Source organism: Anaerotalea alkaliphila (genome assembly GCF_010179735.1).
Classification (GTDB): Bacteria; Bacillota; Clostridia; order Lachnospirales; family Vallitaleaceae; genus Anaerotalea; species Anaerotalea alkaliphila.
On record NZ_JAAEEH010000040.1, the window covers coordinates 1 to 21,471 of the forward strand.

Annotated in this window: 15 protein-coding genes; 11 read left to right on the forward strand and 4 right to left on the reverse strand. The window is 58.3% G+C overall.

All coding sequences use genetic code 11. The annotated features are described in order from the left end of the window. Window positions 1–215 precede the first annotated feature (215 nt). The 6 genes from ruvA (at window position 216) to GXN74_RS11910 (ending at window position 8,050) form a co-directional block, all read left to right on the forward strand. Complete coding sequence (gene ruvA / locus GXN74_RS11885) at window positions 216–806, forward strand: Holliday junction branch migration protein RuvA (RefSeq protein WP_162371163.1); 591 nt, start codon at window positions 216–218, stop codon at window positions 804–806. Window positions 807–839: 33 nt separating this feature from the next. After that, on the forward strand, window positions 840–1,889 hold the full coding sequence (ruvB, locus tag GXN74_RS11890) for a Holliday junction branch migration DNA helicase RuvB (protein ID WP_162371164.1): 1,050 nt from the start codon (window positions 840–842) through the stop codon (window positions 1,887–1,889). A gap of 58 nt (window positions 1,890–1,947) precedes the next feature. Continuing rightward, window positions 1,948–2,250 (forward strand): cell division protein ZapA, encoded by a 303-nt coding sequence (locus GXN74_RS11895; protein WP_162371165.1) that lies wholly within the window; start codon window positions 1,948–1,950, stop codon window positions 2,248–2,250. Further along, window positions 2,222–4,657, forward strand: a complete 2,436-nt coding sequence (locus GXN74_RS11900; RefSeq protein WP_162371166.1) for a peptidase U32 family protein — start codon at window positions 2,222–2,224, stop codon at window positions 4,655–4,657. Before GXN74_RS11895 ends, GXN74_RS11900 begins: the two co-directional genes overlap by 29 nt. Next, a complete protein-coding gene (locus GXN74_RS11905) occupies window positions 4,654–7,452 on the forward strand; it encodes an FtsW/RodA/SpoVE family cell cycle protein (RefSeq protein WP_162371167.1) in 2,799 nt (932 codons plus the stop codon). The genes GXN74_RS11900 and GXN74_RS11905 overlap by 4 nt, the downstream gene beginning before the upstream one ends. Window positions 7,453–7,591: 139 nt before the next feature. Then, window positions 7,592–8,050 carry an NUDIX hydrolase gene (locus GXN74_RS11910; protein ID WP_162371168.1) on the forward strand — a complete coding sequence of 153 codons (459 nt, stop codon included), beginning with the start codon at window positions 7,592–7,594 and terminating at the stop codon, window positions 8,048–8,050. Window positions 8,051–8,149: 99 nt separating this feature from the next. Here the strand turns inward: GXN74_RS11910 and GXN74_RS11915 are convergent, their stop codons facing one another. After that, window positions 8,150–8,899, reverse strand: a complete 750-nt coding sequence (locus GXN74_RS11915; protein ID WP_162371169.1) for a DUF554 domain-containing protein — start codon at window positions 8,897–8,899, stop codon at window positions 8,150–8,152. 192 nt (window positions 8,900–9,091) lie between these two features. Here GXN74_RS11915 and GXN74_RS11920 point away from each other — a divergent pair, with 192 nt between their 5' ends. The 4 genes from GXN74_RS11920 to GXN74_RS11935 are packed head-to-tail and all read left to right on the forward strand — an operon-like array spanning window position 9,092 to window position 13,183. Continuing rightward, window positions 9,092–10,555 (forward strand): aryl-sulfate sulfotransferase, encoded by a 1,464-nt coding sequence (locus tag GXN74_RS11920; RefSeq protein WP_162371170.1) that lies wholly within the window; start codon window positions 9,092–9,094, stop codon window positions 10,553–10,555. A gap of 31 nt (window positions 10,556–10,586) precedes the next feature. Next, complete coding sequence (locus tag GXN74_RS11925) at window positions 10,587–11,345, forward strand: ABC transporter permease (RefSeq protein WP_343032822.1); 759 nt, start codon at window positions 10,587–10,589, stop codon at window positions 11,343–11,345. 14 nt (window positions 11,346–11,359) lie between these two features. Then, entirely contained in the window at window positions 11,360–12,124 is a 765-nt protein-coding gene (locus GXN74_RS11930; protein WP_162371171.1) for an ABC transporter ATP-binding protein, read from the forward strand. A gap of 39 nt (window positions 12,125–12,163) precedes the next feature. Then, window positions 12,164–13,183, forward strand: coding sequence for an ABC transporter substrate-binding protein (locus GXN74_RS11935; RefSeq protein WP_162371172.1), 1,020 nt, complete (start codon window positions 12,164–12,166; stop codon window positions 13,181–13,183). Here the strand turns inward: GXN74_RS11935 and GXN74_RS11940 are convergent, their stop codons facing one another. The 3 genes from GXN74_RS11940 to GXN74_RS11950 form a co-directional block, all read right to left on the reverse strand. Further along, the gene (locus tag GXN74_RS11940) at window positions 13,184–13,765 is read right to left on the reverse strand and encodes a DUF502 domain-containing protein (protein WP_162371173.1); all 582 of its coding nucleotides are present in this window, start codon (window positions 13,763–13,765) and stop codon (window positions 13,184–13,186) included. Window positions 13,766–13,776: 11 nt separating this feature from the next. Next, window positions 13,777–15,513 (reverse strand): stalk domain-containing protein, encoded by a 1,737-nt coding sequence (locus tag GXN74_RS11945; protein WP_162371174.1) that lies wholly within the window; start codon window positions 15,511–15,513, stop codon window positions 13,777–13,779. A 245-nt stretch (window positions 15,514–15,758) separates the two neighbouring features. Next, window positions 15,759–17,765, reverse strand: a complete 2,007-nt coding sequence (locus GXN74_RS11950) for a stalk domain-containing protein (RefSeq protein ID WP_162371175.1) — start codon at window positions 17,763–17,765, stop codon at window positions 15,759–15,761. 637 nt (window positions 17,766–18,402) lie between these two features. On the opposite strand from GXN74_RS11950, the gene GXN74_RS11955 reads away from it, so the two are divergent. Continuing rightward, window positions 18,403–21,384, forward strand: a complete 2,982-nt coding sequence (locus tag GXN74_RS11955) for an MBG domain-containing protein (RefSeq protein WP_162371176.1) — start codon at window positions 18,403–18,405, stop codon at window positions 21,382–21,384. Window positions 21,385–21,471 lie beyond the last annotated feature (87 nt).

A 21,471-nucleotide genomic window follows, 5' to 3' on the forward strand; every position in this document is an offset into this window, starting at 1 on the left:
GCTCGCTGTAAACAGGTCCGTGGAATAAATGCCGCTCCCTTGCATCACGCCCAAGACCAAAAAAGCACCAGCAATAGCTGGTGCCTATGTTATAAGTTTTTCGGGACATTTTCAAAAACGCTTGACAACAACCATTTGTGTCCACGGTTAAAATAAGGTATAATGGAAGCGATTCGCACGCGGAGCGACCATCCGCGAGAACCGGAGGAAATGCAATGATCGCTTACATAAAGGGCATCCTGGAGGCGGTGGAGGAGGATTCCATCCTGCTGGAACGGGGAGGGGTCGGGTTCGAGGTGAAGGTGCCGGCGTCCGTGCGTCAAGGCCTCCCCTCCCTGGGGGAACCGGTGAGGGTGCATACCTATCTGTATGTGCGGGAAGACATCCTGCAACTCTACGGTTTCCTGACCAAGGACGACCTGGAGGTCTTCAAGAAGCTTCTGACCGTGGGAGGCATCGGGCCCAAGGGCGCCCTGGGCATCCTGTCGTCCATCACTCCGGACGACTTGCGGTTTGCGGTGTTCACGGAGGATGTGGATGCCATATCGAAGGCGCCGGGCATCGGAAAGAAGACGGCCGCAAAACTGATCCTGGAGCTGCGGGACAAGTTCCCCCAGAAGGCCTTCCCCCAGGGGGAGGCGGCTGGAACCCCCGCGGAGGGGGACCTGCGCGGGGAAGCGGTTGCGGCGCTGGTGTCCCTGGGATACAGCGCATCGGAAGCGTCCCAAGCGGTGCGCCAGGCAGCGGGAGCGGAAACGCTGGAAGAGCTGGTCAAGGCCAGCCTGAAACAATTGTCCATCCTGTGACGGATGGGATGCAAAGAACCTTAAGGAGGAACCATGTCCAAACGCATCATCACCACCCATCTGACCGAAGAAGACATCCAGATCGAAACTTCCCTGCGCCCCCAAATGCTGGACGATTACATCGGCCAATCCAAAGCCAAGGAAATCATCAAGGTGTACATCGAAGCGGCCAAGATGCGCCGGGAGGCCTTGGACCATGTGCTGCTTTACGGCCCACCGGGTCTGGGGAAGACAACCCTTGCAGGCATCATCGCAAACGAAATGGGGGTCGGGGTGAAAATCACCTCCGGTCCGGCCATCGAGAAGCCGGGAGACATGGCTGCGGTGCTGAACAATCTCCAGGAAGGGGACATCCTGTTCGTGGATGAAATCCACCGCCTTTCCAGGCAGGTGGAGGAGGTCATGTACCCAGCCATGGAGGATTACGTCATCGACATCCTGATCGGCAAGGGACCGGCCGCCAAATCGATCCGGCTGGACCTGCCCAAGTTCACCCTGGTGGGAGCCACCACACGTCTTGGGCTGCTGTCCTCCCCCTTGCGGGACCGCTTCGGCGTCATCAACCGTCTGGAGTTCTACACCTTCGAGGAACTGCAGGAAATCGTGTTGCGTTCCTCCAAAGTCCTCCAGGTGCCTGTGGATGTGGAAGGGGCGGCGGAAATCGCCCGGCGGTCAAGGGGAACGCCCAGGCTTGCCAACAGGTTCCTCAAGAGGGTCCGGGATTTCGCGCAAGTGAAGTACGACGGAACCATCACCAAAGAGGTGGCGGCCTATGCGCTGGACACCCTGGAGGTGGATCCCCTGGGGCTGGACAAGAACGACCGCAAGATGCTTTTTGCCATGATGGACAAATACGGGGGCGGCCCGGTGGGATTGGAGACCCTGGCCGCAACCATCGGCGAAGAGTCGGGAACCATCGAGGATGTCTACGAACCCTATCTCATGCAGCTGGGGATGATCAACCGGACCCCCCGGGGAAGGGTTGCCACCCCCCACTGCTACCGTCATTTCGGACGCGTCTTCAATCAGGCGGCAGAGCAGATTTCCCTGCTGCAGGAAGGCGATCCGGAAGGGTTGGCATGACACGACAATAGGAATCATGGAAACGGCGTTTTCCAACACAGACACGGGAGGCGAAGCGATGTCTCAGAAGAACGACACCAAGGTCACCATCGGCGATGAAACCTATACCCTTTCCGGGAAGGAGAGTCCGGAATACCTGCAGAGGGTGGCCCTGTACATAAACAACAAGATGGGCGAGGTGAAGGCTTCGGCCAGTGCCAGGAACATGGGCGGGAAGCTGCAGTCCGTGCTTCTGGCCATCAATATCGCAGACGACCTATTCAAAGCAAAAGAGACCGTCCACGACCTGGAAAAGGAATTGGAGCGGTGCAGACGGGAACTGGAGGAATACATTGAAATCTTCGACCAAAAGAACCAATAGCAAGCCGGAGGTCCTGGCGCCCGCAGGCAGCCTGGAAGCCTTGCAGGCCGCCGTTAGTGGGGGCTGCGACGCAGTCTACCTGGGTGGCGCCCGCTTCGGGGCAAGGGCTTATGCGGACAACTTCGACCGGGATTCCATGGTGGAAGCCATCGACTATGCCCACCTGCATGGGGTGAAGGCCTACTGCACCATGAACACCCTCCTGAAGGAAGGGGAGTTGGAGGAGGGGCTTGCGGAAGCGGATTTCTTATATCGGAACGGGATCGATGCCATCATCCTCCAGGATTTTGGCTTTTTTTACTTGCTCCGGAAGCATTTTCCGGACCTGCCCCTCCATGCCAGCACCCAGATGACGATCCACAGCCTGGAGGGGGCGGAATTTCTTGAGAGGGCCGGTTGTTCCAGGGTCGTCCTGAGCAGGGAACTTTCCCTGGAGGAAATACGCGGCATCGCAGGGCGGACTTCCCTGGAAACCGAGGTGTTCGTGCATGGGGCCCTGTGCTACTGCTATTCGGGCCAGTGCCTCATGAGCTCCATGATTGGAGGGCGGAGCGGGAACCGGGGGCGCTGCGCCCAGCCCTGCCGGCTCCCCTACAGCACGGGGGAGGGGAATCCCCCTTCCCATCTGCTGAGCCCCAAGGACATCGCCACTCTGGAGCTGGTTCCCGCCCTGGTGGAGGCGGGGGTGGATTCCCTGAAAATAGAAGGCCGCATGAAGAACGACATCTACGTGGCCCTTGCCACCAGGGCCTACCGGAGGGCGGTGGAGGGCAAGACCGGGCCCCAAGATCTGGAGGAACTGATGCAAATATTCAACCGAGGCGGTTTTTCCCAAGGATACCTGCAAACGGAGAACGGACAGGAAATGATGGCGACCAACTGGCCCAGCCACCAGGGGGTCCTTGTGGGGCAGCTGTTGGGCAAGGGAAAGGGCAGGCACGACTACGATGCGGTCCTCTACAAGGATGTGCAACAGGGGGACGCCCTTGCCTATACAGGGGCGGCTGGGGAGAAGGAGAGCTTCACCGCGGACAAGTTCCATCCCGCCGGCAAGACCAGCCTTTGGATCACCCAAAAGCCCGCAGGTTTCCCCAAAGACCTGTGCCGCTTGAAGAGCGTGGCCTTGGAGGAGCAGGTGCGGCGGTCGGTCCTGGAAGAGAGAAGGAAGCTTCCTGTGGCGGCACGGATCCAGGCGCTGCCCGGACAGAACCTTGCGCTCCGGCTCGCCTGGAACCGGGTGGAGGTCGCGGTGGAGGGAGGTCCTGTCCAGGCGCCCACGGGAGCTCCCACCACAAGGGAGCAGCTGCTCAAGGCGTTCGACCGTACGGGGGATGTGGATTTCAACTTCACAGAGGTGGACCTTGAACTGGGGGAAGTTTTCCTGCCGGTGGGGGCCGTCAAGAAGCTCCGTCGCGACGGACTGGAGCAGCTCTCCAAGGCCATTCTGGAAGCGGACCGGCGGGGGTCCGGACTGCCGGAGGTCCAGGCGGCGGAGGTCCACTGGAAGGCCGGGTCGCTCCAGACAGCAGGCGACCTGCTGCCCAGCTACCAGTTCCTCTGCCGCAGCCGGGAGCAGGTCCAGGGGCTGCTGGAGGCGTATGCCGCTTTGGAACGCCCCAGCTGGAGGATGGCGCTTTTCCTCCCCTGGGACCTTTTTCCCAAAGACACCTGGAGGAGCCACAAGGAGGCCGCCGAGGCGGCGGGGGTGGGGCTTTGCCTTTCCCTTCCCAGGATCACCCGAAGGAAGGTGCTTGCGGCGGTAGCCAAGGACCTCCAGGACCATCCGGACATCTTCGCAGGGGTCCTGCTGCGGTCCCCGGACGGGTACGGTCCGATGGCGGAGCTGGGATACCCCCTTCACCTGGACTACAGCATGAACATCATGAACAGCCAGTCCTGCCATTTCTGGGATTCCCAATCCCGGGGGTATGCAACCTTCACCCCTTCCCAGGAACTGTCCCGGGTGGAGGCGGAAGCGTTGCCTCTGGAGAAGCGGGTGCAGTACCTGTACGGGAAACTGGAACTGATGGTCACTGCGCAATGCGTCCACAAGACGGAAACGGGACGTTGCCTCAAGGGGGAAAAGGGGATTGCAGCGTGGGGGATTTCCAGGCTCCTGGACAGGAAAGGGAACAGCCTTCCGGTGCTCCGTTCCTGCAAGGTTTGTCTGAACACCCTGTTTGACGCAAGGCCCTTTTTCCTTCTGGAGCAGGCCGGGGACTTCAAGGGCAAGGGAATCCGTTTCTTCCGGCTGGACCTGCTGGACGAGACGCAGGAACAGGCAAAGACCCTTTGTGGTCTGGTCCAATCCCTGGAGACAGGGGACGCCCTGTCCACGGACACGGCGCTGGCACGGTTGGGGATCCAAGCGGTCACGCGGGGCCATGATAGAAAAGGAGTGGAATGATGGTACAAGTGGCGATTGAGATTGGGCGGGTCGTTTTCCCGCTGATGGCCCTGCTTCTGGTGGTGACCAGCTATCCGCTGCATGTCTGGCAGCGGGAGAAGGACAATGACAAGGTGCTCTTCTATTCCTTCCTGCAGAAGACCATGATCTTCGGGACCCATTTCCTTGGGTTCCTGATTCTTGTGTCCGCAGGGGATTTCGACCAGTCGCTGCTGCGGCTGTATGGCTGGCAGCTGGGGATGATGACCGGCTTCGTCCTACTCTGCGCCGTCTTCCTCCGGAAGGGGAATGTGGCCGTACACAACCTGATCCTGTATTTTTTGGCCATCGGGTTCGTGGCTTTGGCCAGGCTGGATCCGGCTCTTGCCTTGCGGCACACCCAGCTGGCCGGCATCGGGATGGTCGCCTACGCGGCGGTCGGACAGCTGTTCTACCGCATGGCCTTCCTGAAGCACCTGCATTTGCCCTTCGCAGTCCTGACCTTGGGCATCCTGTCCATCTCCAACACCACCGTCAACGGCTCCAGGAACTGGTTCCAGTATGGTCCGGTGAGTTTCCAGCCCTCGGAGGCCGCCAAGGTGCTGCTGGTCCTCTTTCTGGCGGCGGTCTTCCTGACCGAGTACAAATGGAAGCATGTCCTCTACAGTGGAGGGGTGACCGCCGCCGCAATCCTGATCCTGGTGTTCCAGAGGGACCTGGGGACTTCCCTGCTCCTTTTCGTGCTCTACATCTGCCTCCTCTATGCCTATTCCGGCAAAAAGCTTTTTGTCCTGCTGGGCCTGGGGGCAGGAGCCACGGCCTCCCTGGCCGCCTTCGGCCTCTTCCGGCATGTGCGGGTTCGGGTGGACGCCTGGCTGGACCCCTGGCAGTATGTGGATTCCAGAGGCTACCAGATCACCCAATCCCTATTCGCCCTGACTACGGGAGGGTGGACCGGATCCGGATTGACCAAGGGGATGCCGGAACGCATCCCGGTGGTGGTTTCCGACTTCATCTTCTCCGCCATCGGCGAGGAGTTCGGCAACTACTTCACCCTGGCGCTGATCCTCCTGTTCTTCACCCTGGTGCTGATCCTATTCATGGACAGCGACGCGGTGGCCAGCCCTTTCTACAAGCTGGTGAACCTGGGGGTGGGTGTCCTTCTGGCCTTCCAGTTCTTCCTGATCGTGGGCGGCGTGACCAAACTGATTCCCCTGACGGGGGTAACCCTGCCGTTCATAAGCTATGGCGGCAGCTCCATCATCATGACCTTCGTCCTGCTGGGCCTGGTGCAAAGCGTGTTCCTGCGGGAAAACGCCTTGGCGGCCCGGCCGGTGTCGGCCACCAAACCACCGGCCACCAATCCGCCGGTTCCAAAGCCTCCGGTCCAGAGGCGGTTGTCGGATAAACCCGCCGCCCCTCCGACACCGGGACGATACCGTTTTTCCAAGCGGGTCCTGTTCCTCTTCAGCCTCCTGTTCCTGGCATTGGTGCTCAACCTATCCCATCTGCTGCTGTTCCAGCGGGAGAAGATCATGGTCAACAGCTACAATCCCCGGATGGGGGAAATCGAGGCCTCCATCATCCGGGGGAGGATCCTGGACCGGGACGGCCAGGTCCTGGCGGAAACCCGGGTGGAGGAGGGAGCCCAGGTACGCGCCTACCCCCAGGGCAGAAGCTCCTCCCATATCGTGGGGTATTCCCAGCTGGGAAAGACAGGGCTTGAGGCGCTGGCCAACGCCCACCTCCTGTCCGCCAACCTGTCCTTCATGGACCGGGTGGCGGTGGCCATCACCCAGGAGGAGGTCCGGGGCAGCGATGTGTGGACCACGCTGGACTCCGGCCTGCAGGCGGTGGCGTCCGAGGCCCTGGCGGGAAAGCGGGGAGCGGTGGTGGCCTTGGAACCGGACACCGGAAAGGTCCTGTGCATGGTTTCCAAGCCGGATTTCGACCCAAACACCATCGTCCAGGAATGGAACCGTCTGACAGGGGATGCGGAAAGGTCGCCTCTTCTGAACCGGGCATCCCAAGGCACCTACCCCCCGGGATCCATCTTCAAGATCGTAACGGCAGCAGCGGCCCTGCAGGTCATCCAGGAGGATTCCTTCCAGTATGACTGCGCCGGTACGGCAACCTTCGGGGAGAAGACCATCCAGTGCGCCGGAAGGCAGGCCCACGGCCTGCAGACCCTGGAGGAGGCATTCGCCAATTCCTGCAATACGGCCTTTGCCCGGATCGGGGAGCTGATCACCATGGGGGACCTGCAGAAGACGTCGGAGGCCTTTCGCTTCAACCAGACCTTGGGATACCCCCTGGCCAACCTGAACAGCCGCTTCGGACTGGATAACCCCAACTCCACCGCGGAAGTCAGCGAGACGGTCATCGGCCAGGGCAAGACCCTGGTCTCCCCCCTGCACGCCGCCATGATCGCCGCCACGGTGGCGAACGGCGGCCAGATGATGCGGCCCTACCTGGTGGACGGCGTGCTTGCCGCCGACGGCAGGCGGGTCCTCAAGAACATGCCGGAACCCCTGGTACAGTCCATCGAACCGGAACTTGCCAAGACCTTGAAAAGCTACATGGTGGCGGTGACGAACACGGGCACCGGAAAGACAGCCGCCCTGGGGGACATCCAGGTGGCAGGAAAGACGGGGTCCGCGGAGAATCCCTTCGGAGACACCCATGCCTGGTATGTGGGGTTCGCTCCCGCGGAGAATCCCAGGATCGCCGTGGCGGTGCTGGTGGAGAATTCCGGAAGCAGCACCCGCAATGCGGCTCCCATCGCCAGGAAGCTGATGGAAGCCTATCTGCGGTGACTCCAACCCCCGCCGCAAATTCCTGTTGAAAAATCGACCGGGAACAGGTATACTACACTTAAGTCGGAACCGGCTGGCGGTCCCGATCCGCTCGCCGGTTGGTCAGTACGATTACACCCAATACGATAGGAGGCTTTCCATGATTGAAGCTGTCAGTTGCGGTGGGGTTGTAATCCATAAGGGAAAGGTTCTTTTGCTATACAAGAATTATAAAGGGCGCTACGAAGGTTGGGTGTTGCCGAAGGGCACGGTGGAAGAGGATGAGCTGTTCAACGATACAGCCATCCGTGAAGTCAGGGAAGAATCCGGCGTGAAGGCAAACATCATCAAGTACATCGGCGAAAGCCAGTACAACTTCAGGGTCGCCAATGATACGGTCACCAAACACGTGCACTGGTATCTTATGAAATCTTATAACTACTATAGCAAGCCGCAAAAAGAGGAGTTTTTTGTGGATTCCGGGTATTACAAATACCACGAAGCGTACCATTTGCTGAAATTCCCCAATGAGAAGCAGATTCTGGAGCAGGCGTACAACGAATATCTGGAACTGCGCAGCATCAACATGTGGGGCAATAGGGGAAATCTGGAACTGTGACTGGGTTCCGGACACAAGCAAGGAGGCCGATCGATTCGATCGGCCTCCTTGCTTGTCGTGGGTTGTTTATTCATGCGGCAGGACGAAACCGGCAAGGTCCTAGGGGAAAAGCAGGCGGGCGGCCTCCAGGAGGATGGGAACCAGAAGCGCTGGAAGCATGTTCCCCACCTTGGCCTTCTTGCCGAAGAACAGGTTGACCCCGACCACAAAAATCAGTATGGAGCCGATGTAGGAAAGGTTTGCGAGGAGCGCCTCGCTGATCCAGGGTTCCAGCCATCCCGCCAGGAGGGTGATGCTTCCCTGGTAGAGTGCCAGGGGGATGGCGGCGAACAGGACGCCCGGCCCCAAGGAGGAGGCGAAGACCATGGAGAGGATCCCGTCCAGAAACGCTTTGGTGTAGAGGACGGAAGGGTCGCCGGCCAGTCCGTCCTGGATGGACCCCACAATCGCCATGGACCCCACAATCGCCATTGCCCCCACACAGACCACCAGCGCATTGCTTGCGAAGCCCTCCACGAAAAGGCTGTCCCCCTTCATCCTGGCGGCCTTCTGCAGCTGAGCCCCCATGGATTCCATCCGGTCCTCGATGCCGACCCATTCCCCCAGGAGGGACCCCGCCACAAGGGAGACCACCAGCAGCATGCTGCCGGAACCGGTGATGCTGCCGTCCGGAGCCGCCCGCAACAGCCCCTGGAGACCGCCGCTAATCCCGATGCACATCACTCCCAGCCCGAGGGCCTGCATCAGGATGTGCTGGAAACGTTGGCGCAAGCCTGTTTTCACCAAGAGGCCGATGCCGCCTCCCAGGACAACGGCCGCCGCATTTACGATGGTACCTGTTCCGATCATGGATTCCTCCCGTTCTTTGTCATTGTTTTCCATTATATGTAAGGGAGCGGTGCATTGCAAGAAGAAAATGGGGCAATTCCAGTACCTATATAATAATAAACCATATGGCAAAATATGTATTGACAAGCCGACGCCATGATGTTATTATACATACATGAATAATAAGGTATGACATTCGGAAGGAGATTGAGCATGGGGCATCCGACGATTTATCCTACAGGGGTCACCGTCTACAATACGGATAAGGCGTATCCGGGCTATACGATTTACCAGGCCGCAGGACAGGGGGCCTTGCTGGTCGACAACAACGGAAGGGAAGTGCAATTGTGGAGAGGCCTGGATGGTTTTCCCAACAAGATCCTTCCCGGGGGACATGTTCTGGGAAGCAGCGGCCAAAGGAGCCCGAAGCACGGCGTCCAGGACCAGGTGGACCTGGTGCAGGTGGACTGGGATGGAAATGTGGTGTGGAAGTTCGATAGGCTGGAATACATCCGGGATCCCGGTGAGGAACCCCGCTGGATGGCGAGGCAGCATCACGACTACCAGCGGGAAGGCTCCTCCACCGGCTACTTCAGTCCGGCCCAGTCTCCCCTGACGGACCGGGGGAACACTCTGATCCTGGTCCACGCGAACGTGCGAAACACAAACATTTCGGAAAAGCTCCTTCTGGATGACAAGATCATCGAAGTGGACTGGGAAGGGAACATCGTCTGGGAATGGAGTCCCCATGAGCATTTCGACGAACTGGGATTCGACGAGGCCGCCAGGAACATCCTCTACCGGGACCCCAACCACCGCCCCTCCGGCGGCGGAATGGGGGACTGGCTGCACATCAACTCCATGTCCACCCTGGGGGAGAACCTCTGGTACGACCAGGGAGACAAGCGCTTCCATCCCGACAACATCATCTGGGATTCCAGGGAAGCAAACATCATGGCCATCACCAGCAAGAAGACAGGGGAAATCGTCTGGAGGCTCGGTCCTGATTTCGATTCGACTCCCGCATTGCGGCAACTGGGGTGGATCATCGGCCAACATCATGTCCATCTGATCCCCAAAGGGCTTCCTGGCGAAGGGAACGTCCTGTTGTTCGACAACGGAGGATGGGCGGGATACGGCGCCCCCAACCCCTCTTCCCCCACCGGCAGGATGAACGCCCGGAGGGACCATTCCAGGGTGTTGGAAATCAACCCCGTAACGCTGGAAATCGTATGGCAGTATACCCCTGCAGAGGCCGGCTACGTAAATCCCTTGGACTCCTACCGGTTCTACAGCCCCTTCGTAAGCAGCGCCCAGCGTCTGCCCAACGGCAACACATTGATTACAGAAGGCTCCAACGGACGGATCTTCGAGGTGACAGCGGACCACGAACTGGTTTGGGAGTACATCAGCCCCTACCATTTCGAAGGGGGGAGCCTGGATAGGATGAACATGGTGTACCGGGCCTACAAGGTCCCCTACCATTGGATCCCCCAGCTGGAGACGCCGGAGGAAATTCCTGTGGAGCCCCTGGATGTGACCACCTTCCGGGTCCCGAACGCCGCGTCGAAGGGCTTCGTGCGGGAAGTGGCCGTGGAGGGCGTCCTTGAAAGGAAACGGGATTTGGAGGAAGCCGTGTTCTGCGTGATCTCCGATACGGACAGGAAGCTGAAGTAGGCCCCAAGACAAGAAAAAGGAGTTGGTTGAAGTGAGCAACAACAGAACGAGAAGATATCTTACAGGAAGCCTGTTGCCGATCCTCATCGCCCTGGGGTGGCAGGCGGCAACGGGCATGGCACTGTTCACTCCAGCCATCCTCCCTTCCATGGACAGGGTGTTCAAGTCGTTTGTGGAAATGGCTGCCTCGGGGCAGCTGGCAGAGGATGTGCTGGTCAGCCTTTCCAGAGTGGTGAAGGGATATGTTGTGGCTGTGGCGCTTGGAGTGGTCATGGGAACCTTCATGGGAATGTCCGATTTCCTGCACAACTTCTTTTCCCTGACATTGAACGCCATCCGCCAGATTCCCATCCTGGCTTGGATTCCGCTCATCATCCTTTGGTTCGGCATCGGTGAGGAGTCCAAGATTGCGGTCATCGTGCTGGGCGCCTATTTCCCTGTGCTGGTGAACACCATCAGCGGAATACGGCAGACACCCCAGGGATATGTGGAAGTGGCCCGGCTGTACCGGTTGAGCCGGTGGACGGTTTTCCGCAAGGTGTACCTGCCGTCGGCCCTTCCCCAGATCTTTGTGGGGATGAAGCTGGGACTGGGTATTTCCTGGGTGGCCGTGGTGGCGTCGGAACTGATCGCCGCGAGCGCGGGAATCGGCTTCAGGATCAGCGATGCCCGAAGCCTGATGCAGGCGGATGTGGTGATTGTGGGGATGATCGTCATCGGTGTTCTCGGGCTGCTGATGGACAAGGCGTTGAGCCTGGTTTTCCACAAGGCGACGCCTTGGACAAGATAGGGGAGGTGGATGCCATGTTGAAAATCAAAGGACTGGACAAGCGCTTCCTGGTCAACGGCAGAGAAGTCGTGGCCCTGCAGAACATCGACCTGGATGTGAAGAAAGGGGAGTTCATCACCATCGTCGGACACAGCGGTTGCGGAAAGAGCACCCTACTGAAAATCATCGCCGGGCTGCAGTCCCAAGATGTGGGTACCATCACCTGCCACGACCGGCAGATCCTGGGTCCTGGTACGGACAGGGGAATGGTGTTCCAGGAGCACCGTCTTCTGCCCTGGTTGACCATCCGGGAAAATGTGGGTTTCGGACTGCAGGGGATCGACAGGAAGGAAAAGGAACGGCTGGTGGAGGACCACCTGCGGCTGGTGCAACTGGAGGGTTTCGGGGATGCCTATCCCAAACAGCTTTCCGGCGGCATGGCCCAACGGGCTGCCATCGCCCGGGGACTGGTGAACAATCCGGAAGTCCTGCTGCTGGACGAGCCCTTCGGCGCCTTGGACGCACTGACCCGGATCCAGATGCAGAAAGAGGTCCTGCGGATTTGGGAAGAAGAGAAAACCACCATGATCCTTGTCACACACGACATCGATGAAGCCATTTATTTGGGGCAGCGTATTGTGGTCATGTCCGCCAGACCAGGGGAAATCAAGGCCGTGATTCCGGTGGAGTCCTCCAATGCCAAGGACAGGGGAAGCACGGAATTCGCATCCATCAAGAAGCGCGTCCTCCGGCATTTCTTCGCGGAAGAGGAATGGGCGGCGGTAGAGTACGCCATATAGGGAACCGACCATGCTTGAAAGCGGAAAGGAAACGAAAAGATGATCGACAGGAAAAAAGGGAAATGGGTTGCAGCCTTTGCAGGCTTGGTCACGACACTCCTTCTGGGAGGCTGCGGATTGGGTGAAAACGTCCCGGCGGACAATCCGGCTGTACAGGGCACGGCGTCAGCAAAACCCCTGGTGCTCGGTTATCCCATCGCAGGTGTGGACTTCATCGGCGGTGTGGCCGGTCTCGCCCGGGAGCTGGGGTATCTGGACGAGGAGCTGGAGAAGGCCGGCTACGCCATAAGCTACCAGGGCTTTTCCGGCGCGGGTCCGGCCGTGAACGAGGCGCTGGCAGGGGGAGAAATAGATTTTGCGGTATATGCGGACTTTCCCGGCATCGTCCTCCAGTCCCAGGGGGTCGAAACCCGTCTGTTGACGGTCACCAACGAGGTCATGCATGCGGGCATCGTGGTGGGACCGGATTCTCCCATCGGGGGAATCGCGGACCTGAAGGGCAAGAAAATCGCCTTTCCCAAAGGCACCTATGTCCAGAAGTATCTGCTGCAGAGTCTGGAGGCCTATGGGCTAGGGCAGAAGGACGTGGAGCTGGTGAACATGACCACGGATGCGGAGTCCGCCCTGTTCACCGGCGCCATCGATGCGGTCGCCCATGTGGACGGATTCGTCGCCCGGATCGCCTACGGGGAGGCCGGGGGCAGGATCATCCATACCACCAGGGAGAACGAGGATTGGACAGGCTCCATCATCCTCCTCGCCAGAAGGGAGTACGCCGAAGAAAACCCCGAGGCGGAGACCGCATTCCTGGAGGCGCTGGCCCGAGCCAAAGCCTACGCCAAAGAGAATCCGGAAGAGGTGTACGCGCTCTTCGGGGAGAAGGAGAAGCTGTCTCCGGAAGCTGTGCGGCATCTCCACAACCTGGACGACAGCCGGTTCGACTACTATCCCCTTGAACTGAACGCCAAGGGGCTGGCGAAGCTGGAGGCAAACATGGCGTTCCTGCTGGAGGAGGGTCTGATCCGCAATGACTTCGATGTAGCGGCCTGGAACCGGTAATCATTGGGGGGTGACCACCCCCGCGCTGACAATCAGCTTCAAGCCTTCCTCTACGGTCATCTCCAGGTAGATGACGTCCTTTTCCGGCACCAGCACCAGCATGCCGGAGGTAGGATTGGGAGTGGTGGGGACAAAGACATTGATCAGGTTGGCGGAGGTCTTCTCCTGGACCTCCCCCTTGCATGCTCCCGTTACGAATCCGACGACATAGATCCCTTTCCTTGGATATTCCACCAGGGCGACCTTGCTGAAAATCTGCTTGCCCTGGAGGGAAAAGGCGTCGATGATCTGCTTGGAGCCGAAGTAGATCCTTTGAACCACGGGGATCCGCTGCAGCATCTTTTCGCCGAAACGGAAGAGACGCGCTCCCAGCACATCTGTGACAAGAATGCCGGTAAGCAGGATCAGCAGGATGCTGGACACCATGCCCACGCCTGGAAGGGTCACCCTGAAGACACGGCGGATCAAGCCGCCCAGGAAATTGTCCAGTAGGGCATAGAAGAAGTAGAGGATGTAAAGCGTCGTCGCGATGGGAAGCAAGGCGAGCAGACCCTGGATGAAGATATGCCGCAGTCTTTTCATATGCAGCCTCCTCAGTCCACGATGACCGTTTTGGTGGTAGGATTCCAGGATACCTTGGCCCCGAAGGATTCAAGAACGACCCGGATGGGGATGTAGGTCCTGCCGTCCTTGATTAGCGCGGCAGTGTCGTTTTGCTTTGCTGTACCGTTCACAAGAACGTAGGACTTTCCGATGGGCACCTGGACCTCGATGCCGTCCTTCCTCGCAATCGCAATTTTTGCGGTTGCGTTCCATTCGACGGTGCATCCGTATTTCTCCAGGACCACCCGGAAAGGAACCTGGGTCCTTGCGTTGGCGTCGATGAAAGGGATTCCCGTATTTGCGTCAAATGCGATGGGAACGTTGCGCAAGACGACGCTGACGGCTTGGGGGGGCGTTGCCGTGCCCTGCTGGTGTTCAAAGGCGCCGGCGTCCACCCTGGCCCCGGAGACCCTGGGGTTTCCCGCCAGGTCCAGGGAACCGATGGCTTCCGCGCCCGCGTCGATGGCCGGGGAACCGGCCTGCAGCTGGAAGTTGCCTGCGGCGGCGTTCGCGAAGAGGGGGTCCGCCGTGATGTTGCTGGCGAAGACGTTGCTGCCCACCTTGCCTTCGATGGCGGTCCCGCCCCGGAAGATGTTGCCCTTGATGAGGTTGGTGCTGCTGTCGGCGTTCTGGATCTGGATGGAGGCGGAGTTGTTGTAGAGGGTGTTGCCGAAGACCTTCAGGTATTCCACCCCGCCGCCTGCGGAATCACCGGCGGACCCGAAGGAGATGCCCGCCTGGGGCTTGCAGTCCGTGACCAGGTTGTTGGTGACGGTGATGTTCCTGGTCATCGGTCCCCGCTCCGTGGCGACCTCGATGCCGATGTCGCAGTTCTTCACGGTGTTCCGGTCGATGAGGATGTTCATGCCCCCGTCCACATAGATGCCGCCGGCACAAGCGTCGCCGCCATAGGTGGGGTTGCCTGCGCTGCTGATGTTGTAGACCGTGTTGCCGACGCACTCCCCGTTCCGGGTGTTGTCGTTGGCGGGGGCGGTGCCTTCGTAGCCGATGAAGTCGATGCCGATGTTGTCGTTGTCATGGACCACGTTGTAGTTCACCTTGAACCCGTCCACGTTGCCGTTGAGGACCAGGGCCTCGCTCTGTCCCAGCTTGCAGTTGTAGATGTGGTTCCCGTTGACCACGATGTTGCTGACGGGGGTGGAGCCGTTGGTTCCGAAGACCCGGATGCCGTGGGCGTTGCCGGTGGGGTTCTCGATGGCGTGGATCCTGTTGTTCAGGAGCTGGATGTTGGCCCCTGCGCCGTAGACGGAGATTCCCATGGGGACCGAGGAGCTTTTGGTCGCCTTGTAGTTCCGGATCTCGAATCCTTCGATGGTGACGTTGCTCTTGTTCTCGATGGTGACCATGCCGTCCCAGGTGGGGGTCATGCCGGTCCCGTCGAGGACGGGGGTTTCCCCGGGGGCGTTCTTGATGGTGATGGGGGCGCCGGCCGTGCCGGACTTGCTGACGACGATCTTCTCGCTGTAGGTGCCGCCCTTGGCAAGGATGGTGTCCCCCGCCACAGCCTTCTCCAGGGCCTTCTTGAAGGTCTTGAGGGCGCTGGTGGCCGTGGTTCCCGTATTGGCGTCGTCGCCGGTTGTGGATACGTAGTAGGTGGTTCCCGTTGTGGCTGCGAATACCTTATAACCCACCAGGGGGGTTGCGATCATCATTACGGCTAGCAAAGCGGACAGCAGTCGTTTCAGTCGGTTGGAATGTTTTTCCATATTCGTTCTCCTTGTTGTTTCCGGTTGTCGTTTCAGACTCCGTTGAGGGGTGCCGTTCAAGAATACGCCAAGAAGTCAACAAGATGCTTTGTGGTAAGTATCATACAATAAATGTAATATATTTGTCAACCTAATTTAATACATTTGTAATATTTGGGGGATCAACGCAAGAACAAGTGAAACCGGGACGCCGGAACGCAGTGGAGCGCCCGATATCCCGGCCTCTTCAATCAAGCCTTGTCACATCAATCCACAAGGACTGTTTTTGTGGACGCATCCCAGGATACGGATGCCCCAAAGGATTCCAGGACGATCCGGATGGGAAGATAGGTCCTTCCCTCCTTGATTTGCGCTGTCGTGTCATTAATTTTCTTCACGCCGTTGACCAGGACGTAGGATTCGCCGATGGGCACCTGCACCTCAATGCCGTTCATCTTCGCAACGGCGATTTTTTCAGTCGCTTTCCATTGGACTCTGCATCCATATTTTTCCAAGACGGCCCTGAAGGGCACGAGGGTCCTGGAATTGGAATCGATGAAGGGCGTCCCCATGTCTGCGTCGAATTCGACGGGGCTGTCGCCCAGGACGACCGCGACACTGTCCAGGGAGTTCGTTGCCGTCATTGGGCTGGAGGTTATGGATGCCAGACCGGATTCGGAACTTGTCGCAACAGCCACGGAATCCGTGGAAGAAGCCATGTCTTCAGACGAATCTGTCGTCCTGCGGGAATCCCATGCGCGTCTGCTGATGTACGTGTCCTCGGAAGAGGAGCTCGTATCCTCGTTTGAAATGGTTGTGGCCGGCTGTGTGGAAGTTGCCGTTGTAGTCGTAGTGGTTGCGGTCGGCTGTGTGGTTGTTGTTGTGGTTGGAGCGGTTGCAGTGGTCGAACCCTGCTGGTGCTCAAAGGCACCGGCGTCCACCCTGGCCCCGGAGACCCTGGGGTTTCCCGCCAGGTCCAGGGAACCGATGGCCTCCGCACCCGCATCGACAGCAGGGGAACCGGCCTGCAGCTGGAAGTTGCCTGCGGCGGCGTTCGCGAAGAGGGGGTCCGCCGTGATGTTGCTGGCGAAGACGTTGCTGCCCACCTTGCCTTCGATGGCGGTCTCGCCCCGGAAGATGTTGCCCTTGATGAGGTTGGTGCTGCTGTCGGCGTTCTGGATCTGGATGGAGGCGGAGTTGTTGTAGAGGGTGTTGCCGAAGACCTTCAGGTATTCCACCCCGCCGCCTGCGGAATCACCGGCGGACCCGAAGGAGATGCCCGCCTGGGGCTTGCAGTCCGTGACCAGGTTGTTGGTGACGGTGATGTTCCTGGTCATCGGTCCCCGCTCCGTGGCGACCTCGATGCCGATGTCGCAGTTCTTCACGGTGTTCCGGTCGATGAGGATGTTCATGCCCCCGTCCACATAGATGCCGCCGGCACAAGCGTCGCCGCCATAGGTGGGGTTGCCTGCGCTGCTGATGTTGTAGACCGTGTTGCCGACGCACTCCCCGTTCCGGGTGTTGTCGTTGGCGGGGGCGGTGCCTTCGTAGCCGATGAAGTCGATGCCGATGTTGTCGTTGTCATGGACCACGTTGTAGTTCACCTTGAACCCGTCCACGTTGCCGTTGAGGACCAGGGCCTCGCTCTGTCCCAGCTTGCAGTTGTAGATGTGGTTCCCGTTGACCACGATGTTGCTGACGGGGGTGGAGCCGTTGGTTCCGAAGACCCGGATGCCGTGGGCGTTGCCGGTGGGGTTCTCGATGGCGTGGATCCTGTTGTTCAGGAGCTGGATGTTGGCCCCTGCGCCGTAGACGGAGATTCCCATGGGGACCGAGGAGCTTTTGGTCGCCTTGTAGTTCCGGATCTCGAATCCTTCGATGGTGACGTTGCTCTTGTTCTCGATGGTGACCATGCCGTCCCAGGTGGGGGTCATGCCGGTCCCGTCGAGGACGGGGGTTTCCCCGGGGGCGTTCTTGATGGTGATGGGGGCGCCGGCCGTGCCGGACTTGCTGACGACGATCTTCTCGCTGTAGGTGCCGCCCTTGGCAAGGATGGTGTCCCCCGCCACAGCCTTCTCCAGGGCCTTCTTGAAGGTCTTGAGGGCGCTGGTGGCCGTGGTTCCCGTATTGGCGTCGTTGCCGGTTGTGGATACGTAGTAGGTGGTGCCCGTTGTGGCTGCGAATACATTAAGACCCAGAAAGGGGGTCGCGATCATCATTACGGCCAGCAAAGCGGACAACAGTCGGTTCAGACGGTTGGAATGTTTTCCCATATTCGTTCTCCTTGTTTTGTCGTCTTTTCAGATTCCGTTGAGGGGTGTCGTTCAAGAATACGCCAAGAAGTCAATTTTTCTGGTCGATCGGCAAGTCGTCGAAGCAAGGGGCGGATTTGGCTGCCGTGTCCTCCAACCGGGCCCGGACCCGCAACACTTGCTTCGTGGAAATCATCATACAACACATGTAATATATTTGTCAATGTAATTTAATACATTTGTAACATTTGACGAAAAACCCATTTTCTCCAGGAGTGAAGCTTGTCTTCCTGCAGCGAAAACCGAAGAGGCTGGTCTTTTGGAGGAAGCTAAGGAGGGGTTCCGCAAGCAGAACGTGTTTTCGGGCAAGCGAAACAAAAAAACACAAAAATGCACGACAACTCATTGATAATATCGAAATAATAAGTTATAATATGAAGGTTTTCAATGTTGACTAAATATGGTATAATAAAGTCGTTATAGTGAAAAGAATCTTCCTATTTAAAAGCAGAGAATCGACCGGTTTCCATCGCATGATTCGGACTAGGCAGACAGACATCTTGTGTAAGGCTTGCAGAGAGTTATAAGAGCATTCGATGCCGCATAAGTTTCGCACAATCTTGCGACATTCCTTGACTGACTTACGGAGGTGGAATGAATGGAAATGCTCAGGAGCAAAAAAGGTGCAAGGCTGCTGGCCATCCTGCTGACAATCTCGATGATGATACCGGGAGTGTCGGTAGTTTCGGCGGAAGAACATGTGGGAGGCGACTACGGGTCCCATTGGGCGAAGGATGCGATCCAATCGGCCATGGACTCGGGTATAGTGAAAGGGTATCCGGACGGATCCTTCAAGCCCAACAACAGCGTCACCCGGGCGGAGTTCTTCACGATGTTGAACAGCGCCTTCAAATTCACAGCGGAATCCGCGGTGGCTTTCAATGACATCGAAGGCAGCGAATGGTATGTCCCCAGCATCGCAAAGGCGCTGGCTGCAGGATACGTCGCCGGTTATCCGGATGGAAGCATCCGACCCAACGGCAACATCACCCGGCAGGAGGTGGCTACCATCCTTTCCCGCATCAAGAACCTGATGAATGACGAAGAGGCCATGGCGCATTTCACCGACGCGGCAGATTTTCCGGCCTGGTCCAAAGGCGCGGTGGGGGCGGTCGTCAATGCCGGCTTCATGAAAGGGTATCCGGACAATTCCTTCAGACCTGCGGGACTCACCACCCGGGCGGAGGCGGTCACGGTCATCCAGGGAAGCATGGCGGAAGAGGAGGAAACCACAACAGAACCCGTGGATGAGACAGCAGCCATCGGAGGCGGTGGTGGATCGGGAGGCACCGGAAGTACCGGTGGCGGCGGATACACGAGTGGTATCCCAACCAAACCGAATCCTGTTGTCAAAACGGATCCGGTCATCACTTGGTCGGATCCGGCCCATATAACCTATGGGGAGCCCTTGGGCAGCGTCCAGTTGAACGCGACAGCCAATGTGGAAGGAACCTTCGTCTACAACCCTGCATCCGGCACGGTTTTGAATGCTGGAAACAACCGGCAGCTAAAGGTGACCTTCACACCAACGGACACCTCCAAATACAATGCCGTATCGAAGACGGTGGAAATAGACGTGCATAAGGCGGAAGCGGATTTCCTATGGAGCGGACTGAACCAAACCTATGACGGAACTCCCAAGGAAGCCACTGTTGCTACGGATCCCGGCGGACTTGGACTGGAGATCACCTACAATGGAGATTTCGCCGTACCCACTGCAGCAGGAATCTATGCCGTGGTCGCAACGGTGATCGACAACAATTACATGGGTTCGGACTCCCGCAATCTGTTCATCGCCGAGGCGGACGCTCCCATCTGGCTGGTGGAAAGTTCCCTCCTGCAGACCTACGAAGGCGAACAAAAGGAAGCCGCTTATGTGACCAGCCCCGCCGGCCTGGCTGTTTCTGTCACCTACGACGGAGCGCCGGACGAGCCGATCGATGCGGGAACCTACAGGGTTGTCGCATCGATTGTCGATGAAAATTACAAGGAGAGGAGCGCAGAGGGGGACCTGGTGATTGAAAAGGCACCCTCCACCGTCACCCTTGGAAACCTGGTGCAGGTCTATGACGGTTTGGCCAAGCCGGTCACCGTGACAACCGATCCCGCTGTTCCGGTGGAGGACGTCACCGTCACCTACAACAATTCTGAGACGGCACCTACAGCCATCGGGAAGTATGCCGTGACGGCAGTCGTCAACAACAAGAACTACTTCGGAGAGGCTAGCGGAGAGCTGGAAATCACCAAGATTGAGGTTGCTGTGACTCTTGGAGATCTTCTGCAGACCTATGACGGCACCCCCAAAAGCGCCACCGCTACAGCGGATCCTTCATTGTTGAACCTCGTCGTCACCTACAACGGTTCGCAGACGGCTCCCAGCGTCGCAGGCATTTACGAGGTGAAGGCAACTGTGGTCGATGAAACCTATAAGGGAGAAGCCAAGGGACACTTTGCCATTCTTGTGGGGGTTGCGCCGACCACTTCCGGTGGGGCAAACGGAAAAATCCTTCACCTTCCCGTACCGGAAGTGCAGATCGAGTATGTCCCCTCCGGAGGAAGCGACTATGCGACTGCCGGCACCAATGAAATAACCGGTCTTGCAGAAGGAAGCACCTACATTGTGCGCCATAAGCAGTCGCCGGACATCTTCACGAGTGTAACGGTTCCAGCCACAATCACTAAAAAAGGAACGGTGCTGTTCACCTTCGACGACGGATGGAAGGACACCCGCACGGTAGCGCTCCCCATCCTGGAAGAGGTCGGTTTCAAAGCCACCCTGTATGTGTGCAGCGACATCGTCAAGCATCCTGCCATGCCGGAATACACGGTCAACAAGGATGATTTGGAAGCACTGTACGCAGCCGGATGGGATTTGAGCAACCATACCATCAACCACAAGGACTTCGAAAGGGACATGTATGGAATGGGCTTGAAGGATTCGTCCAGCCCAAGCGGCTATGTGGAATTCTCCTCCAGGACCGACCCTTATGCGCAGTCCGAATTGAAACGCCTGTATGAAGAGAACCAGAAATGGCTCATCGACAACGGATGGACCCGCGGCGCCTACCATGCGGCCTATCCATCGGGGCTGTACAGCCAAGCGCTCATCGAAACCCTCAAGGGAATCGGGGTCCAGACAGGAAGGGCCGCCAACTACGACACTGTTTCCGGTGCACTTCCCATCCCTATTTCGGATTTGTATCAGATTCCCGTCCAATATGTGGAAACGGAATTCCCCACCGAGTCTGGTGTCGGAAACAACCTGAAGGCGGTGCTTGCTGCGATTGATAAAGCCGCAGCCACTAAGGAAACACTTGTCCTGATGCTGCATCGGGTCGAAGAGAACAAGGTGAACACGTATCCGGTTGGGTACGACCAATTGGTTATGGATGACCTGATCGTCACGGAAGCGGATTTCAGGGCAATCGTCGACCGAGTAAACTATCAAAAGACAACAAACGCCGCCCTCGAGGTCATGACGATCAGCGAATGGTACAACACTCAAATCACACAGACCGCCACAACCGTCACCAGCGTGGCGCTGTCAAGCGTTTTTGAAAATGTCCCGAAAAACTTATAACATAGGCACCAGCTATTGCTGGTGCTTTTTTGGTCTTGGGCGTGATGCAAGGGAGCGGCATTTATTCCACGGACCTGTTTACAGCGA

Excerpts from the sequence above, each read along its gene's own strand:
- GXN74_RS11955 (WP_162371176.1), top strand. The coding sequence starts at position 18,403 with ATGGAAATGCTCAGGAGCAAAAAAGGTGCAAGGCTGCTGGCCATCCTG.
- GXN74_RS11915 (WP_162371169.1), bottom strand. The coding sequence starts at position 8,899 with ATGATCGGAACAGGTACCATCGTAAATGCGGCGGCCGTTGTCCTGGGA.
- GXN74_RS11935 (WP_162371172.1), top strand. The coding sequence starts at position 12,164 with ATGATCGACAGGAAAAAAGGGAAATGGGTTGCAGCCTTTGCAGGCTTG.
- GXN74_RS11910 (WP_162371168.1), top strand. The coding sequence starts at position 7,592 with ATGATTGAAGCTGTCAGTTGCGGTGGGGTTGTAATCCATAAGGGAAAG.
- GXN74_RS11905 (WP_162371167.1), top strand. The coding sequence starts at position 4,654 with ATGATGGTACAAGTGGCGATTGAGATTGGGCGGGTCGTTTTCCCGCTG.
- GXN74_RS11895 (WP_162371165.1), top strand. The coding sequence starts at position 1,948 with ATGTCTCAGAAGAACGACACCAAGGTCACCATCGGCGATGAAACCTAT.
- GXN74_RS11920 (WP_162371170.1), top strand. The coding sequence starts at position 9,092 with ATGGGGCATCCGACGATTTATCCTACAGGGGTCACCGTCTACAATACG.
- GXN74_RS11930 (WP_162371171.1), top strand. The coding sequence starts at position 11,360 with ATGTTGAAAATCAAAGGACTGGACAAGCGCTTCCTGGTCAACGGCAGA.
- ruvA (WP_162371163.1), top strand. The coding sequence starts at position 216 with ATGATCGCTTACATAAAGGGCATCCTGGAGGCGGTGGAGGAGGATTCC.
- GXN74_RS11940 (WP_162371173.1), bottom strand. The coding sequence starts at position 13,765 with ATGAAAAGACTGCGGCATATCTTCATCCAGGGTCTGCTCGCCTTGCTT.
- ruvB (WP_162371164.1), top strand. The coding sequence starts at position 840 with ATGTCCAAACGCATCATCACCACCCATCTGACCGAAGAAGACATCCAG.
- GXN74_RS11950 (WP_162371175.1), bottom strand. The coding sequence starts at position 17,765 with ATGGGAAAACATTCCAACCGTCTGAACCGACTGTTGTCCGCTTTGCTG.
- GXN74_RS11945 (WP_162371174.1), bottom strand. The coding sequence starts at position 15,513 with ATGGAAAAACATTCCAACCGACTGAAACGACTGCTGTCCGCTTTGCTA.